This window comes from Pseudomonas sp. LS2P72, assembly GCF_054897865.1.
Genome location: NZ_CM142708.1, coordinates 5,642,710 through 5,658,986, shown reverse-complemented (window position 1 = coordinate 5,658,986; position 16,277 = coordinate 5,642,710). Strand labels below are relative to the sequence as shown.

Here is a 16,277-nt window from a genome sequence, read left to right as displayed (position 1 = left end):
GTCAGCAGGGTGTTGGCCATTTGCTGGACTTCAATATTGTCGAACGGTTTTTTCAGAATCAGCAGTCGATCATGGGCCTGCAATCGATCGAGCAGTTCATCCCAGGAATAGTCGGAGTAGGCGGTGCATACCACCACTTGCAGGCGCGGGTCGGCCTGCCACAAATGTTCGATGGTCTGCGCACCGTCCCAGCCCTCGGGCATGCGCATGTCGACGAAGGCCAGGGCGTAGGGAAGGTTTTCCTGCAAGGCTTGGTTCAGTTTGTCCAGGCCTTCCTGGCCGCCATAGGCCGAGTCCAGTTCGAACAGTGCGCTGGATGATTTCACTTCGCTGCCAAACAGTGCGGCTTCCATCTCGTCCAGTTCGACGGTCTGCACCGGCGTGGGCGTGAGGATCTTGCGGAAATCCACGTGAATGGACGGGGTGTCATCGATCAGCAGAATGCGTCGGTTCGAAAGCTCGCTCATGCTTCCTCCGTTACGGTTTTCAGCGGGATCTGTAGTGTGAACAACGCACCCTTGCCCGGTCCGTCGCTATGGGCGGTGAGGTGGCCGTTCATTTCGATGGCGGCCAGGGCGCAGCTGTGCAGGCCGAAGCCATGGCCTTCCTTGCGGGTGGTAAACCCGTGGGCAAAGATGCGCGTCATGTTTTCCTCGGCGATGCCTTCGCCGTCGTCCTTGACGCTGACTTGCAGGGTCTTGTCTTCGACGACTTTGACCCCCAGGGTCATTTGCCGCGGGCGGTTGCTGAGGTCGGACATGGCGTATTTGGCGTTGCTGATCAGGTTGATCAGGATCAGCAGCAACCGGTGCTTGTCCCCCATGACTTGCGGCACGTCGCTGTACTCCTTGACCACCGTGACGTGGTGTCGGGTCAGGGCGCCGGAGTTCATGCGCAGGGCGTCTTCCAGCAATTCGCTGATGTGCAGCGGTTCCATCAGGCTGTTGGCGCCTGCGTAGGATTGCTGGGTGGCGACGATGTCCTTGATGTGGTCCACGCTTTTGGTCAACTGGGCCAGTTCGTCGGTCATGCCTTGTTGTTCCAGGGCTATCGCGTCCACCAGTTGATTCAGGTAGCCAGGTAGCAATTTGCCTTTTGCGTCTTCGGTCAGGAAGGTGCCGAGGTCGCCTGGATGGTCGTTGATCAGCTGCATGGCCTTGCCCAGGCCCTGCGCTTTGCTGGCGCGCAGTTTGCGGGTCACCAGGTCGGCCGAAATGTTCACGCTGTTGAGCACGTTGCCGACGTTGTGCAGCACATTGGTGGCGATCTCGGCCATGCCGGCCTGGCGCGCGGTGTCGAGCAGTTCGCTTTGGGTATCCTTGAGTTCGCGGGTGCGTTCTTCAACCCGCAGCTCCAGGTCTTCATTGGCGGTTTGCAGGGCTTTGTTGACGCGATTGATCACCGTGAAACTGCGCATCAGGTGAATCGCCAGGTACATCAGCAGCAACACCAGCAGCACTGAAAACAACAGCATGTAGAAGTGATAGCGCTGGTCGACCGCGTCGGTCCGCTGCTGGTCGGTGTTGAGCAGGTTGGTAATGTCGTCCAGGCGTTCGGCCACGGGAACGTCTTCGATGTTTTTCAGTAACCGATTGACCACTGGCTGCTCACGCAGGATCAGTGAAATATGATTGCTCAGAATATCGATCGGACTGTGGAACTGTTCAGGTAGACGCTGTTTGTTCACCCCCAGTTTGTTTATCCCGAGCAGGATGTCGGCGGCCTTGTCATCGGAGGTGACCTGAGCGAACTCCAGGCTGCTGAGCAGCAAGTCATACGTGTCAGTGGCGATATTCTGAAGTTGCAGTTGGTCCTCATCCACCAACTGGGCCAGCTGTTCATGAATGTCGTCCTCGGCGGTGGGCAGGAACGCCAGCGAGTTGCGCAGCACGGCGTTGTGCGACTTGAACTGCTCCACCAACCGGGTCTTTTCCTGGAGGGCGTTCAGGTAGGCATCATGGCTGGCGCGCCAGGTAGGCGATTCGGTGCGGCCGTGGTTCGACTCCATCGTGTCGAACCGCTCCCACAGGTTCGTCATCTCGGTCAGCGGTGCGACCAACGGATCGTAGTTGTGACTGATGGCGACCCTGGCCTTGAGGATCTCGGTTTCCCATTGTGCGTTCAACTGCTTGATCCGGCCGATCACGTCCCGGGATTCGGCGTAGGTCGTCGTCTGGTTCGAGTTGGATTTGAGGTACAGGAACAGCAGCACCGAAGCCAGCATCACGGCCACGACACTGAGCAACGCCAGGTTGCGGCGGTTAGTTGTTTTCATAAGGGCTTGCCTCCCCATTCACCGGTCAGGGTCTTGAGGAATTTGATGATCAGGGTCTTGTCCTCGGCGGACGGAACACGTCCGAGCTGGAACTTGAACATCACATCCACCGCCTCTTCGAGGGTCTTGGCCGAACCATCGTGAAAGTACGGCGCGGTCACGGCGACGTTGCGCAGGCTCGGGACCTTGAACACGTTGCGGTCCTCTTCGTCTTTGGTGACCAGATAGCGTCCCAGGTCGGCTTCGGTGGGGTTGCCCCGAATCTTGAAGTAGTCGCCCATGACCCCGAATTTCTGGAACATGTTGCCGCCGATGTTCACCCCTTGGTGGCAGGCGATACAGCCGTAGTCTTTAAAACGTTGGTAACCGTACTTTTCCTCTCTGCTGAGAATGTCGGTATCGCCCATCAGGTATTGGTCGAAACGCGAGTTGGCACTGATCAGCGTGCGTTCGTAGGTGGCCAGGGCATTTTGCGCATTGTTCATGGTCACGCCGTCGGGGTAGGCGTTACTGAACGAGGTCTTATAAGCCGGGTCAGCGGACAGCACTTCCACCACGTGTACCCAGTTGCTGCCCATTTCGCTGGGGCTTTGCACTACTTCGTGGATTTGGGTTTCCAGCGTGTCGGCGCGGCCGTTCCAGAACTGCCGGAAATTCAGGCTGGAGTTGAACACGCTGGGGGTGTTGACCGTCACTGGAACGCCGTTGAACCCGATGGAAAATGCCTTGTTGTCGGCACCGCCGCTTTCCAGTCGATGGCAACTGGCGCAGGACAGTGAGTTGTTGACCGACAAGCGTGTCTCGTTGAACAACTGGCGACCGAGTTCGACCCGCAACGGATTCTGCTGGGGCACCGCCGACAGCGGTTTGAGCGGTTCATCCAGCGGCGCGGCACCGGCGCTCAGGCAGAGCCCGAACAACGGCACCAATAGCAGACGGTGAAAGGAAGGCGACATCTGATGATTCCTTGGCTTGGGGCCTGTGTGTCGTTGCGCATCGTTCACGTGGCTGCGGATGAAGAGGGCTTCACCGACCCCAGATACCTGACGAAGGCGTCTGGCTCCACGGCTTTGCTGAAGTAGAAACCCTGGCCTTCCTCGCATTGATGGGCCTTGAGGAAATCCAGTTGTTCGAGGGTTTCCACCCCTTCGGCAATGATGGTCAGCTTGAGGCTCCGGCCCAGGCTGATGATGGCGCTGACCAAGGCGGCGTCGTTGCTATCGCTGCTTAAACCGCGAATGAACGACTGGTCGATTTTCAGCACGTCGATGGGAAAACGTCGCAAGTAGCTCAGGCTGGAATAACCGGTACCGAAGTCATCGATGGCCAGTCGCACGCCCATGACCTTGAGCCGGGTCAGGGCGTTCACCGTGGTTTCGACGTTTTGCATCAACACGCCTTCGGTGATTTCCAGCTCTAGCAAGCCCGGTTCCAGACCTGTTTGTTTGAGGGTCTGTTCGATGCCGTCGACAAAGTCCCGCTGACGGAAATCGATGGCCGACATGTTCACCGACATACAGATCTTCGGCAGCCCCGCGGCCTGCCAGGCGCAGGCTTGTCGACACGCCTCGGCCAGCACCCATTTGCTCAATGGCACGATCAAACCGCTGTCTTCGGCCACACTGATGAACTCCGAGGGGTAGACCAGGCCGTGCCCCGGTTTTTTCCAGCGAATCAACGCCTCGGCCCCGACCACCTGGCCGCTGCCCAGGTCCAGTTTGGGCTGGTAATGCAGGACAAATTCGTTGCGCTCCAGCGCCAGGCGAATGCCGCTCTCAATGCTTTGCTGATCGCGGGCGCGCTGGTTCATCTCGTCGATGAAAAAACTGAAATCGTTCGGGCCGCTTTCCTTGACGTTGCGCATCGCGGTTTCGGCTTTCTTGATCAGCGCGATGGCATCGAAGCCGTCGTCCGGGTAAATGCTGATGCCCAGGCTGGCGGTCACGCTCAAGTCGTGGCCGGCGATGTGTTGCGGCGCGCGGATGGCATTCAAGAGTTTTTCGGCGATGCCCTTGGTCTGCTGGGGATGGCGGACGTCGGCGAGGATCACCACGAATTCATCGGAACCGTAGCGAAACACCGAGTCGGACTCGCGCACCGTCGCCACCAGATTGCGCCCGACCTGTTTGAGCATCTCGTCCCCGACCGGATGACCCAGGGCATTGTTGATGCGCTTGAAGCGATCGAGGCCCAGAAACATCACGGCCAGTTGTTTGTCATGGCGACGGGACAGGGCCAGGGACTGGTTCAACCGGTCACCGAGCAATGTGCTGTTGGGCAACTCGGTCAGCACGTCGTACTGCAACAGGTGCGACACCTTGAGCAATTCATGGACCCGCGCCTCGATGGTTTGCTCCAGGTTCAGGACCTTCATTGCAGCGTCCTGCGCCATCTGCCATTTCCAGGTCAGGGCACTGGCCATCTGGCGGATTTCCAAGCTGTCGAAAGGTTTTTTCAGCACCAGTAACTGGTCGCCGAACTCCAGCCGTTCGGCCATGTCTTCCCAGGTGTAATCGGAAAAGGCCGTGCACAATGCGATTTGCAGGTGAGGATCGGCCTTCCACAGTTGTTCGATGGTTTCCAGGCCGTCCCAGCCCGGTGGCATGCGCATGTCGGTGAACGCCATGGCATAGGGGCGGCCTTCGGCCCGTGCGCGCGCGACCAGTTCGAGGGCTTCCCGGCCCTGGTAGGCCGAGTCGAGCTGGAACGTCAGCCGATCAAGTTGCACGGTACCGAACAGAGCTTCTTCAGCGCCGGCCAGGGTCTGTTCATCTTCAATCTCAGGGCCAAGAATCTTGCGAAAATCCTCATGAATCGAGGGCGTGTCGTCGATGATCAGGATGCGCCGGTTGGTCCGCACGAAAGGCGATTTCATCCTTTGTCCTCCGTGAAGCGTGGCGGATTCTCCAGGATCGGCCCGATGTCGTAATTGGGGGGCACGATGCTGCCGGCCTTCAGCAGTTCGGCGGCCTGCTGGCTGCTGACCGCTTTACTGAAGAAGTAACCCTGGGCGTTCATTGGTGAACCGGTGGCCATCAGCGAGCTGCGCTGCTCCTGGGTTTCGACGCCCTCGGCAATGATGCCGATCCCGACTTCACGGGCAAAGTTGATGATGGCGCGCAGGGTGTTGGCGCTGGCCGGATCACGGGCGGCGGTGTCGATGAAGGCCTGAGCGAGTTTCAGGTGATTGACCTGGTAGGTCTTGAGGTAGTCGAACGAGGAATACTCGGTACCGAAGTCGTCGATGGCGATCTTCACCCCCAGCTCACGCAGGCGCGGCAGCACATCGTTGTGGGTCCATTTGGTCTGGGCCAGCGTCGCTTCGGTGACGTCGAAGCGCAGGTCCCAGGGGCAGAGTTCCCAGCGTGCAGTGGTGCGCAGCACGTCGTAGATCAGTTCGGGGCCACTTTTGAGTTGGGCCAGGGACAGTTTGATCGCAATCACCGGCGGCGCCATGCCTTCGTCGCGCCATTGGCGCATTTGCTGGCAGGCGCGATCCAGCACCCAGTGACCGAGTGCGACGATGGTGCCGGTTTTTTCCGCTGCGGGCAGGAACGCCGGGGCTTCCAGTAAACCGCGCTCAGGGTGGTTCCAGCTGACTTGAGCTTCCATACCGAGGATTTTGCCGCTGCTCAGGTCCACTTCCGGCCAGTAATGCAGTTCGAGTTCTTTGTGTTCGATGGCCGCTCTCAAGTCGCTGGCGATGGTCATGCGTTCGACCACCTCCTGATTGATCTCCTCGGAATGGAAGTGGTACTGGTTGCGGCCCTTTTCCTTGGATCGATACAGCGCCATATCGGCCTGGGTCAGCAGGCCGTCGGCGCTGGTGCTTTCCGGGGTGCAGCTGCTGATGCCGATACTCACCGAGACCCGCACATCATTGCCGGCCAGGGAATAGGGCAATACCAACGTATCGCGGATCTTGGCGGCCAGGGCTGCGGATTGGGTCGGGTCGCCGACGTCCAGCTGCAAGATCGCGAACTCGTCACCGCCGAGGCGGGCGACCACATCGTTTTTGCGCACACAGTCCTTGATCCGGTGGGCAACCTCTTGCAGCAACAGGTCGCCCACCGGATGGCCGAGGGTATCGTTGATGCGTTTGAAGTGATCCAGGTCCAGGTAAAACATGGCGAACGGTGCTGCCCCGCGACGAGCAGCGGCGAATGCCTGGTGCAACCGCTCGATCAGCGTCGCACGGTTGGCCAGCCCGGTCAGCCCGTCGGTGCGGGCCAGCAGGGCGATTTTCTCCTCGGCCAGTTTGCGTTCGGTGATGTCGATGATGATGCCTTCGACTTCCAGCAAACGGCCTTCATCGTCGCGCACCGGGATGTAGCGGTTTTCGACCCAGCGCCAGGCTCCTTCACCGGTGCGCATCCGGAATTCGATGGACGCGCCCGCCGCATGACGGTCCAGCACCCGAGCCATGGCCGTGTCGACCTTGGTTTGATCGTCGGGATGAATCAACTCCTGGGCCCAGTTGGCCGAGGCGACCAGTTTCGCCGCGACATGACCGTATTTGGTGATGTTGTGCGAGATATACATCAACGGAAACGACGGCTCGCCGCGCAACCGATACAGAATGGTGGGGCTGTTCTGCACGATGATATTGGCGTCGGACAGCTCTCGGGTGCGTTCTTCTACTGCCTGTTCGAGCAGCGACATCTTCAGCTCTGCGTCTTCGGTCATTTGCCACTTGGCCGTCAGTGCGCTGGCCATCTGGCGGATTTCGATGGCATCGAAGGGCTTTTTCAGAATCAGCAGGCGATCGCCCAGTTCCAGGCGTTCGTCGATGTCTTCCCAGGAATAGTCGGAATAAGCGGTGCAGAGCGCCACTTGCAGCTTGGGATCGACCTGCCACAGCCGTTCGATGGTTTCCAACCCGTCCCAGCCCGGCGGCATGCGCATGTCGATGAAGGCCATCGCATAGGGCATGTCGTTGGCCAGCGCCGCCTCGACCTTGTCCAGGGCTTCGAGGCCCTGGAACGCCGAGTCGAGCACGAAGCTTTGCAGCGACAGCGCCGCAGGGGTGCCGAACAGGGCATTTTCGGCGCTGATCAGGCTGTCGTCATCGATCGATGGCGGACTGAGGATCTTGGCGAAGTCCGCATGAATCGAGGCGGTGTCGTCGACGATAAGAATTCGCCGGTTGGTCCGTGCCAGCAGCGTATTTATCGACATACGCCAGAACCGGCAGCAGTTTGATGCGGTGTACTCATAGAGGGGCTTCCTTTCCCTGATCACCTGGCCGAACGTACAGATTATGGATCCGAGTCAGCTGAGCATAGTCGTCAGTCCAGCACTTCGCGCAACTCAATGAGCTGAATCATTTCCTTTGGCGGACTGAAAATCATCTAGCCTGTAGGTCAGGCTCCGGCAATAGGGGATGTTTGTCGGGGCCTGTCATAACGATGTGCCCGTTTTACTTGAGGTGACGCCATGGAAGAGCAACTCCCCACGACTTTGAACGATAAACCCAAGGTGCTGCTGGTCGATGATGAGGAGTCAATCCTCAACAGCCTGCGTCGCCTGTTACGCAGCCAGCCCTACGAGTTGCTGCTGGCCACCAGCGGTGCCCAAGCGCTGGAGATCATGGAGCAACAGTCCATCGATCTGGTGATGACCGACGCACGCATGCCCAACATGGATGGCGCCACGCTGCTGGCCCGCATCCATCAGCTTTACCCGACGACCACCCGGATTCTGCTCACCGGCTACGCGGACATGCCGACGATTATCAAAGCCATCAATGAAGGGAAGATTCACCGCTACATCAGCAAACCCTGGAATGACGAGGAAATGCTCCTGACCTTGCGTCAGGCCTTGGCTCATCAACATTCCGAGCGCGAACGCCAGCGCCTGGAGCAGCTGACCCGGGTGCAGAACGACCAATTGAAGTCGCTTAACACCACCCTGGAAAAGCACGTCGCCGCCCGCACTTCAGAACTCCAGCAGACCGCCGACATGCTCGACCTGGCCTACGAAGAACTCAAGCACAGCTATGTCACCGGCACCGAGGTGTTCTCGCTGCTGGCCAACCTGCGCTTGCCGCCGGCCAAACAGACCAACCGCCAGATCATCGAACTGGTGCGGGTCTACTGCAAACTTCATGGCCTGGACGAGGGCACCAGTCGCGACCTGACCATGGCGGCGGCGCTCTACAACATCGGCAAACTGAGCTGGACCGACAGCATGATGACCGCGCCCGCGGACCTGCTGCATCACAGCGATCGGGAGCGCTATCGCGGTTATCCAAAGCAGAGTGAATCACTGTTGATGACGCTCGAGCCGATGAAGGACGCCGCCCGTCTGATTCTTCATCATCAGGAGCGCTGGGATGGCAGCGGCTTCCCCGACCGGCTCAAGGGCGAGGCGATTCCGTTCGGTTCGCGGCTGTTGAAACTGGCGGTGGATTTCATCGAGTTGCAACGCGGGCTGATCCTCGAGCGGCAGATGAACAGTGATGAAGCGCTGGTCTACATCCGCAGCTATGCCGGGCGACTCTACGATCCCGAGATGGTGGAGGATTTCATCCAGGTCTGTGCTGCCTACCTGAGCGATGTTTCGTTGGCCGATCCGTCGGTCAAGGTGCTGACCACACGGGAAGTGACGGCGGGCATGATTCTGGCGCGCAACCTCAATGCCGACAACGGCATGCTGCTGCTCAATGCCGGCAAGGTGTTGAATGGGCCGCTGGTGGAAAAGTTGATCGCCTTCGAAGCCATGGAAGGCGCGAAATACAGCATTTTTGTAAAGGTGCCGGAGGAAGTGGCGATTCTCGAGGCTAGTGGGGTCTAGGAGCTGTACTCGTCCAATAATGTGGGAGCGAGCCTGCTCGCGATGAAGACGACGCGGTTTTTCAGGAACACCGCATTATCGTTCATCGCGAGCAGGCTCGCTCCCATAGGGGGGGAGATGCTGTTTTCGGGGTGACGAAGCGGCAGCGGCCATGTGATCCTTGCGTCTTTTTCCAAGGACGATCCTGATCCATGACCCTTTCATCCGCTGCTTCACCTCGCCTCATCCGCATCGCCGCGGCCCTGTTGATCGGCCCGGACGGTCGCACGTTGTTAGTCCGCAAGCGCGGCACCGTGGCGTTCATGCAGCCGGGGGGCAAGATCGAAGCTCATGAGCAACCGGTCCACGCGCTGGCCCGTGAACTGGAAGAAGAATTGGGCCTGATCATCGATCCGGCACACGCCACTTATCTCGGGCAATTCTCGGCACCGGCCGCCAATGAGCCGGGTTTTACCGTCCAGGCCGAACTCTTTCAGCTGACCATCGATTCAGACGTATCGCCTGCGGCGGAGATCGAAGAGGTGCGCTGGATCGACCCGGCCACCGACGGCAATGTCACGCTGGCGCCATTGACACGGGACCTGATCCTGCCGTTTTATCGTGCCTTGTTTTCCGAAACTGCCTGATTATTCCCCTGACGCTGATTTCATAAGAGCAAGGACTGCCCATGATCCCGCTTCAAGACTTGCTGATTTTCGCCGCTGCCGCATTGCTGATGGTACTGACGCCGGGGCCGAACATGATTTACCTGATCTCCCGTTCGATCTGCCAGGGGCGCAAGGCCGGCGTGACCTCGTTGCTCGGAGTGGTCGCGGGGTTTTTCGTGCACCTGTTCGCGGCCGCTGCCGGTTTGACTGCGGTGTTTCTGGCGGTGCCGATGGCCTACGAAGTGCTGAAGTGGGCTGGCGCGCTGTACCTGATGTGGTTGGCCTGGCAAGCCGTCAAACCGGGTGCGCGCTCACCGTTCGAAGCGCAGCAGTTGCCGCCGGATTCGTCGCGCAAACTGATCACCATGGGTTTTCTCACCAGTGCGCTGAACCCGAAGATCGCCGTGTTTTATTTGTCGGTGTTTCCGCAATTCATCACGCCTGAGCATGGCTCGGTGTTCACTCAAAGCATCATGCTGGGGTTGACTCAGATCAGCGTCAGTTTCAGCGTCAATCTGCTGATCGCGCTGTTCGCCGCGGGCATCGCCTCCTGGTTCGTCAACAACCCGTCCTGGCTGGCGGTGCAGCGCTATTTCATGGGGTTCGTGCTGTCGGCGCTGGCGGTGCGACTGATGCTGGAACAACGACGGATGGCTTGAACATGTGGATTGAACGGCTTGATGCCAGTCATGCTCTGGATTATCGGGCGCTGATGCTCGAAGCCTATGACCTGCATCCCCAGGCGTTTACCTCCAGCGTGCGCGAACGCGCCGTGATGCCGCTGAGTTGGTGGGAGTCACGCCTGACCAGCAAACTGGACGTGGTGTTCGGCGCGTTCGAAAACGGTGAGTTGGCGGGCATCGTTGGCTTGGCCTTCGAACCCCGGGAAAAGGCCCGGCACAAGGCGACATTGTTTGGCATGTACGTGTCGGGCAAGGTCCGGCAACGCGGGGTCGGTTATCACCTGGTGCAAGCCGCCCTGGCTGAAGCGCAGGACCATAAAGGTCTGAGGTTGATCCAGTTGACCGTCACCGCCGGCAATGAGGCCGCGTTCAACCTCTACCAGCGTTGCGGCTTCATCCAGTTTGGCCTCGAACCTTTGGCTGTACGGGTGGGCGAAGACTACTTCGACAAAATCCATATGTGGCGGGAGCTCTAAACCCACGGCAATCCCCTGTAGGAGCAAGGCTTGCCCGCGATGAACGATAATGCGGTCTGTCTGAATGACCCCGCCGCGCCCATCGCGGGCAAGTCGGATCGCCGCACCGCTTGCCCCTACAGAGGGCTGTGGTGTGTCAGCGAACGGCGCTGACGCCGTCGAGTGTCGAGAACGACGTGTCCTTCGCGGTCAGCAAAAAATCGCGCATGTACGGCGCATCCAGCATGTCGGCGCGAATCCCGGCGTACAGCGTCGCAAACAAACCTTTCTCACCCAGCCGCTTGGCCTTCACATAACCCCGTGAGCTGTATTCATGCAGCGCCCAATGGGGCATGCCGCACACGCCGCGACCGCTAGCCACCAATTGCATCATCATCACCGTCAGTTCCGACGTGCGGACCTGAGCCGGTTCGATATCGGCCGGTTCGAGGAAACGGGTAAAGATGTCCAGCCGATCACGCTCCACCGGGTAGGTGATCAGCGTTTCCGTGAGCAAATCTTCCGGAACGATGTAGGCCTTGCTCGCCAAACGGTGCTGATTGGCGACCGCGAGCATCGCTTCATAGGTGAACAACGGCACGTAGGTGATCCCGGCCAGTTCCAGCGGGTCAGAGGTCACCACCAAATCCAGATCGCCACGGGCGAGCGCAGGCAGCGGGGCGAAGGAGAACCCGGAGGCCAGGTCCAGTTCGACTTCCGGCCAGGCATCGCGGAACTGGTCGATGGTCGGCATCAGCCACTGAAAGCAACTGTGACACTCGATCGCCATGTGCAAACGCCCGGCGGTGCCACCGGCCAGCCGCGCGATATCGCGCTCGGCACCTCGCAGCAATGGCAGGGTGGCGTCGGCCAGTTGCAACAGGCGCAAACCGGCGCTGGTGAAGCGAACCGGTTTGGTCTTGCGCACGAACAGCGGCATGCCCATGCGCTCCTCCAGTTCCTTGAACTGGTGGGACAGGGCGGACTGCGTCAGGTGCAGGCGGTCGGCGGCATCGACCAGGCTGTCGGCTTCGCGCAAGGCGTGCAGGGTCTTCAGGTGACGGATTTCAAGCACCGGATGGCTCCATGAGAAAAACTTGTGATCAACACGAAAAGGTTGAGTTTGTCTCATGTTGGGTTGGCTGTCGACAATAGCGCCACGTTTTACGGCATCTAATTACAGGGAGAAGCTCACCATGGCTCTGGCACACACACTTGGTTTTCCACGCATCGGCGCGGACCGCGAACTGAAAAAAGCCCTCGAATCCTACTGGAAGGGTGATCTGGATCAGGACGCGCTGAAAAGCGTCGGCCGCCAATTGCGCGCCACCCACTGGCAATTGCAGAAAGACGCCGGCATCGACCTGCTGCCCGTGGGCGACTTCGCCTGGTACGACCAGGTCCTGACCCATTCCTTGACCTTCGGTGTGATCCCCGAGCGTTTCGACAGCGTCAAGGACTCGCGCGGCCTGCCGACCCTCGACACCCTGTTCGCCATGGCCCGTGGCGCCACGGCTGCTTGCTGCGGCGGCGAACACAGCCAAGCGCAATACGCCCAGGAACTGACCAAGTGGTTCGACACCAACTACCACTACCTGGTCCCGGAATTCAGCGCTGACCAGCAGTTCAAGTTGAGCTGGGAACAGCTGTTCGACGAAGTCGACGAAGCCAGGGCCCTCGGCCATAACGTCAAACCGGTGATCATCGGCCCACTGACTTACCTGTGGCTGGGCAAAGCCAAAGGCAACGATTTCGACAAACTCGACCTGCTGGAATGCCTGCTGCCGATCTACGGCGAAATCCTCGGTCGCCTCGCCGCCCAAGGCGTGGAGTGGGTGCAGATCGACGAACCGATCCTGACCCTCGACCTGCCTCAGGCCTGGAAAAACGCCTTCGAACGCGCCTATCACATCCTTCAATACTCGCCGCTGAAAAAACTGGTGGCGACCTACTTCAGTGGTCTGGAAGACAACCTCGGCCTGGCGGTCAGCCTGCCGGTGCAAGGCTTGCACATCGACGCCGTGCGCGCCCCGGATCAACTCGGCCAGGTGCTGGACCGTCTGCCGACCTACAAGATTCTCTCGGTGGGCCTGGTGAACGGACGCAACGTCTGGCGCTGCGAACTGGAGCAAGTGCTCGCTCAACTGCAACCGGCCCAGGAACGCTTTGGCGACAACCTGTGGGTCAGCAGTTCCTGCTCGTTGCTGCACAGCCCGGTGGACCTGGATCGCGAAGACAAACTCGACCCGGAACTGAAAAGCTGGCTGGCATTTGCCGTGCAGAAGTGCGGCGAAATCGCCGTGCTGCGCGATGCCCTGAACGACCCGCAATCTACCAAGGTGCAAGCCGCCCTCGCCGAGAGCCGTGCGATTCAGGCCAGTCGCGCCGAGTCACCGCGTATCCACAAAGCCGAGGTGCAGGCACGGATAAACGCCATCAGTGACAAGGACAGTCAACGTCACTCGCCGTTTGCCAAACGCATCGAGCAGCAACGTGCGCGATTGAAATTGCCGGCCTTCCCGACCACCACCATCGGCTCGTTCCCGCAGACCGGTTCGATCCGTCTGGCACGCCAGGCCTTCAAGCAAGGCAAGCTGTCGGCCAACGACTACATCGACGCCATGCACAGCGAAATCCGCCACGCCGTGCAAGTCCAGGAACGCCTGGGGCTGGACGTGCTGGTTCACGGTGAAGCCGAACGCAACGACATGGTCGAGTACTTCGCCGAGCAACTGGACGGCTATCTGTTCACCCGGTTCGGTTGGGTGCAGAGCTACGGTTCGCGCTGCGTGAAGCCGGCGATCATCTACGGTGACCTGAGCCGCCCGAACGCCATGACCGTCGACTGGATCACCTACGCCCAGAGCCTGACCGACAAGGTCATGAAAGGCATGCTCACCGGTCCCGTGACCATGCTGATGTGGTCGTTCCCGCGTGAAGACGTCTCGCGCAAAATTCAGGCGCAGCAACTGGCCTTGGCTTTGCGTGACGAAGTGGTGGACCTGGAAAGCGCCGGTATCAAGATCGTGCAGATAGACGAAGCCGCCTTCCGCGAAGGCTTGCCGCTACGCCGGGCGCAATGGCAGGAATACCTCGACTGGGCGGTGGAAGCTTTCCGCTTGAGCGCCTGCGGTGTGCGTGATGAAACCCAGATCCACACCCACATGTGCTACAGCGAATTCAACGACGTGATCCAGTCCATCGCGGCCATGGACGCCGATGTGATCACCATCGAAACCTCACGTTCGGACATGGAATTGCTGGAGGCTTTCGAAGCGTTCGACTACCCGAACGACATCGGCCCGGGCGTCTACGACATCCACTCGCCACGGGTGCCGGACACGGCCGAAATGGTCAAGTTGATGAGCAAAGCGGTGAAGCGTATTCCGGCCGAGCGGTTGTGGGTCAATCCGGATTGCGGGTTGAAGACCCGGGCGTGGCCGGAGACTGAGGCGGCGTTGGTGAATATGGTGGCGGCGGCGCGGCAATTGCGGAGTCAGTTGGCTTAAAGTCCTGCGGCGCTCATTCTGGTGCCTTCGCGAGCAGGCTCGCTCCCACATTGGATTTATGTCGATCAAAGATGTTGTGTACGACATCAATCCTGTGGGAGCGAGCCTGCTCGCGAAGAACGATAACGCGGTCCTGAAAATGACCGTTCAGCACTCTTCATCAAACTGTCACGTAACTGTGGCAGCGCGCTTGAACAAACTTCATCAGACTCGCGCTCTACTGGAGTTCTGCGTTTCGGTGTTTTTCATGCGTGCACGATATTTATCCACAGCGGTCTTTCTGGCCGCTTTTTTGTTCGGCTTCCCGTCTTTTGCGGCGTCTCGTTGTGATGTCAATGTTGCGACCCAGCATGTCGATCTGGCACAGGTGAGCCTCGCGTACCAGAGCATCGGCCGTGCGTCGGACCCTGCGTTGTTGCTGGTGATGGGCCTTGGCGGGCAGTTGATTCACTGGCCGGACGAGGTGGTGATTGCGCTGTGTGAGCAAGGCTTTCGGGTGATTCGTTATGACAATCGCGATGTCGGGCTCTCGACCTGGCGGCAAGCACCTGTCGACGCCAACCTGACGTTCGAAGTGCTGCGTTACAAACTCGGTTTGCCGGTATCGGCGCCGTACACCCTGACCGATATGGCAGACGATGCTTTTGACTTGATGGATGCGTTGCACGTCGAGCAATTCCACGTGTTGGGCGCGAGCATGGGCGGGATGATTGCCCAGCACATGGCGGCGATGGCGCCGCAACGGGTCGAGAGCCTGACCCTGATCATGACCAGTTCCGGGGCCGAAGGCTTGCCGGCGCCGAGTGCGGCGTTGGTACAACTGTTGTCGCGTCGTGGGGCGCCCAATCGCGAAGTGGCGCTGGAGCAGCAAGCCGATTTGCTGGCGGCGCTGGGCAGCCCGGCGGTGAGCGATGATCGGCAAGCGCTACTGCATCAGGCGGCGCAGTCCTATGACCGGGCGTTCAACCCCGAAGGCGTGAAGCGCCAGATCATGGCAATCCTCGCCGAGCGCAGTCGTGTGGCGCTGCTCAATCAACTGCGCGTTCCGACGCTGGTGGTCCACGGCACCGCTGATCCGCTATTGCCGGTGATGCACGGTGTACACCTGGCGGCGCATATCCGCGGCAGCCAGTTGACGCTGATTCCGGGATTGGCCCATCGTTTCCAGGAGGCGTTCAAGGCGCCGTTGCTGGCTGCGGTGTTGCCATACTTGCAGGCCCACCGCGAAGAGTCCTCGCATTGGGCGCAGATTGATCCGGTGTCCGACCACAACCTCCTGTAACCCGAGCCCGGGACGAGTCGGCAATCGTATGGCTAAATCAGCTTGTCATGGCCCGTCCCTTGCCATCCATCTCTACATAGACACGCGTCAAGAGTTGTTCTGATAAACGCCATCCAGCCGACGTAAGAACATATTTGTCGTGATAGTGCCCAAACCCTCGGAAATGTCGCTTGACCCCAAAGACATTAGGTCTCTCAGTCGGCCAAAAAATGTTGTCTTCCAAGGCCCAAACGCCGACGGCTTCATGATCGTTCAAGAGCGTTATCTCTGCTCCGTGCACATGATGTGCTGTCGCGGCTCCCTCCATAACGTTGCGGACCCATTCGATAATTGCATCCACACCAACCGGCATTGCGCGGTCCGTAACCTCTGGAGCCAGGATTTTCGCGTCAGGAGTGAATACACGGCGCCACTCTTCGAATTTCTTCTCATCGAGGGATCGGCAATAAAGTGGTCTCAGCTTCTTGATTTCTTCAATAGCCAATAGTTTTTTTACATTATCCATAGGTGCTCCGCTGTTGATGAGACCTCGTCTCTGAGTTGAAATCCTGCGGCGATACTTGATCCCCGTACGAAGAATCAGGACCAATGAGCTGACGCGCTAGTCATATCCCGTTTACTCATTACGTTC

Annotated in this window: 13 protein-coding genes; 6 read left to right on the top strand and 7 right to left on the bottom strand. The window is 59.4% G+C overall.

The annotated features are described in order from the left end of the window. Positions 1 to 463: 463 nt before the first annotated feature. Genes ACYZUA_RS26035 through ACYZUA_RS26020 form a run of 4 tightly spaced genes read right to left on the bottom strand, consistent with a single transcriptional unit; the run spans position 464 to position 7,453 of the window. Positions 464 to 2,275: a DAHL domain-containing protein gene (locus tag ACYZUA_RS26035; RefSeq protein WP_461961157.1), complete on the bottom strand. Its 1,812-nt coding sequence runs from the start codon at positions 2,273 to 2,275 to the stop codon at positions 464 to 466. Further along, the gene (locus ACYZUA_RS26030) at positions 2,272 to 3,231 is read right to left on the bottom strand and encodes a cytochrome-c peroxidase (RefSeq protein ID WP_461961156.1); all 960 of its coding nucleotides are present in this window, start codon (positions 3,229 to 3,231) and stop codon (positions 2,272 to 2,274) included. Before ACYZUA_RS26030 ends, ACYZUA_RS26035 begins: the two co-directional genes overlap by 4 nt. 44 nt (positions 3,232 to 3,275) lie before the next feature. Further along, positions 3,276 to 5,150, bottom strand: a complete 1,875-nt coding sequence (locus tag ACYZUA_RS26025) for a putative bifunctional diguanylate cyclase/phosphodiesterase (protein WP_461961155.1) — start codon at positions 5,148 to 5,150, stop codon at positions 3,276 to 3,278. After that, positions 5,147 to 7,453 carry a putative bifunctional diguanylate cyclase/phosphodiesterase gene (locus ACYZUA_RS26020; RefSeq protein ID WP_461961154.1) on the bottom strand — a complete coding sequence of 769 codons (2,307 nt, stop codon included), beginning with the start codon at positions 7,451 to 7,453 and terminating at the stop codon, positions 5,147 to 5,149. The genes ACYZUA_RS26025 and ACYZUA_RS26020 overlap by 4 nt, the downstream gene beginning before the upstream one ends. A 258-nt stretch (positions 7,454 to 7,711) precedes the next feature. On the opposite strand from ACYZUA_RS26020, the gene ACYZUA_RS26015 reads away from it, so the two are divergent. Continuing rightward, on the top strand, positions 7,712 to 9,070 hold the full coding sequence (locus tag ACYZUA_RS26015) for an HD domain-containing phosphohydrolase (protein ID WP_461961153.1): 1,359 nt from the start codon (positions 7,712 to 7,714) through the stop codon (positions 9,068 to 9,070). Here the strand turns inward: ACYZUA_RS26015 and ACYZUA_RS26010 are convergent. After that, complete coding sequence (locus ACYZUA_RS26010; RefSeq protein WP_461961152.1) at positions 9,067 to 9,246, bottom strand: hypothetical protein; 180 nt, start codon at positions 9,244 to 9,246, stop codon at positions 9,067 to 9,069. The genes ACYZUA_RS26015 and ACYZUA_RS26010 overlap by 4 nt on opposite strands. A 15-nt stretch (positions 9,247 to 9,261) precedes the next feature. On the opposite strand from ACYZUA_RS26010, the gene ACYZUA_RS26005 reads away from it, so the two are divergent. From ACYZUA_RS26005 to ACYZUA_RS25995, 3 genes are read left to right on the top strand one after another with little or no spacing between them, the layout of a single operon-like run. Next, positions 9,262 to 9,696, top strand: a complete 435-nt coding sequence (locus ACYZUA_RS26005; protein ID WP_461961151.1) for an NUDIX hydrolase — start codon at positions 9,262 to 9,264, stop codon at positions 9,694 to 9,696. Between the two features lie 41 nt (positions 9,697 to 9,737). Continuing rightward, positions 9,738 to 10,376, top strand: coding sequence for a LysE family translocator (locus ACYZUA_RS26000; protein WP_461961150.1), 639 nt, complete (start codon positions 9,738 to 9,740; stop codon positions 10,374 to 10,376). Positions 10,377 to 10,378: 2 nt separating this feature from the next. Then, positions 10,379 to 10,876, top strand: a complete 498-nt coding sequence (locus tag ACYZUA_RS25995) for a GNAT family N-acetyltransferase (protein ID WP_461964125.1) — start codon at positions 10,379 to 10,381, stop codon at positions 10,874 to 10,876. Positions 10,877 to 11,012: 136 nt separating this feature from the next. Here the strand turns inward: ACYZUA_RS25995 and metR are convergent, their stop codons facing one another. Further along, positions 11,013 to 11,930 (bottom strand): transcriptional regulator MetR, encoded by a 918-nt coding sequence (metR, locus tag ACYZUA_RS25990; RefSeq protein ID WP_008155262.1) that lies wholly within the window; start codon positions 11,928 to 11,930, stop codon positions 11,013 to 11,015. Between the two features lie 121 nt (positions 11,931 to 12,051). On the opposite strand from metR, the gene metE reads away from it, so the two are divergent. Together metE and ACYZUA_RS25980 are read left to right on the top strand one after the other, a co-directional pair. Beyond that, on the top strand, positions 12,052 to 14,364 hold the full coding sequence (gene metE / locus ACYZUA_RS25985) for a 5-methyltetrahydropteroyltriglutamate--homocysteine S-methyltransferase (protein WP_461961149.1): 2,313 nt from the start codon (positions 12,052 to 12,054) through the stop codon (positions 14,362 to 14,364). Positions 14,365 to 14,611: 247 nt separating this feature from the next. Continuing rightward, entirely contained in the window at positions 14,612 to 15,646 is a 1,035-nt protein-coding gene (locus tag ACYZUA_RS25980; protein ID WP_461961148.1) for an alpha/beta fold hydrolase, read from the top strand. Between the two features lie 37 nt (positions 15,647 to 15,683). Here ACYZUA_RS25980 and ACYZUA_RS25975 read toward each other — a convergent pair whose 3' ends face one another. Beyond that, positions 15,684 to 16,151 (bottom strand): nuclear transport factor 2 family protein, encoded by a 468-nt coding sequence (locus ACYZUA_RS25975; RefSeq protein WP_461961147.1) that lies wholly within the window; start codon positions 16,149 to 16,151, stop codon positions 15,684 to 15,686. Between the last annotated feature and the right edge of the window lie 126 nt (positions 16,152 to 16,277).

What these genes read in the sequence shown, in the direction of transcription:
- ACYZUA_RS26035 (WP_461961157.1), bottom strand. Translation starts at nt 2,275, where the DNA reads ATGAAAACAACTAACCGCCGCAACCTGGCGTTGCTCAGTGTCGTGGCC.
- ACYZUA_RS26030 (WP_461961156.1), bottom strand. Translation starts at nt 3,231, where the DNA reads ATGTCGCCTTCCTTTCACCGTCTGCTATTGGTGCCGTTGTTCGGGCTC.
- ACYZUA_RS26025 (WP_461961155.1), bottom strand. Translation starts at nt 5,150, where the DNA reads ATGAAATCGCCTTTCGTGCGGACCAACCGGCGCATCCTGATCATCGAC.
- ACYZUA_RS26020 (WP_461961154.1), bottom strand. Translation starts at nt 7,453, where the DNA reads ATGTCGATAAATACGCTGCTGGCACGGACCAACCGGCGAATTCTTATC.
- ACYZUA_RS26015 (WP_461961153.1), top strand. Translation starts at nt 7,712, where the DNA reads ATGGAAGAGCAACTCCCCACGACTTTGAACGATAAACCCAAGGTGCTG.
- ACYZUA_RS26005 (WP_461961151.1), top strand. Translation starts at nt 9,262, where the DNA reads ATGACCCTTTCATCCGCTGCTTCACCTCGCCTCATCCGCATCGCCGCG.
- ACYZUA_RS26000 (WP_461961150.1), top strand. Translation starts at nt 9,738, where the DNA reads ATGATCCCGCTTCAAGACTTGCTGATTTTCGCCGCTGCCGCATTGCTG.
- ACYZUA_RS25995 (WP_461964125.1), top strand. Translation starts at nt 10,379, where the DNA reads ATGTGGATTGAACGGCTTGATGCCAGTCATGCTCTGGATTATCGGGCG.
- metE (WP_461961149.1), top strand. Translation starts at nt 12,052, where the DNA reads ATGGCTCTGGCACACACACTTGGTTTTCCACGCATCGGCGCGGACCGC.
- ACYZUA_RS25980 (WP_461961148.1), top strand. Translation starts at nt 14,612, where the DNA reads ATGCGTGCACGATATTTATCCACAGCGGTCTTTCTGGCCGCTTTTTTG.
- ACYZUA_RS25975 (WP_461961147.1), bottom strand. Translation starts at nt 16,151, where the DNA reads ATGGATAATGTAAAAAAACTATTGGCTATTGAAGAAATCAAGAAGCTG.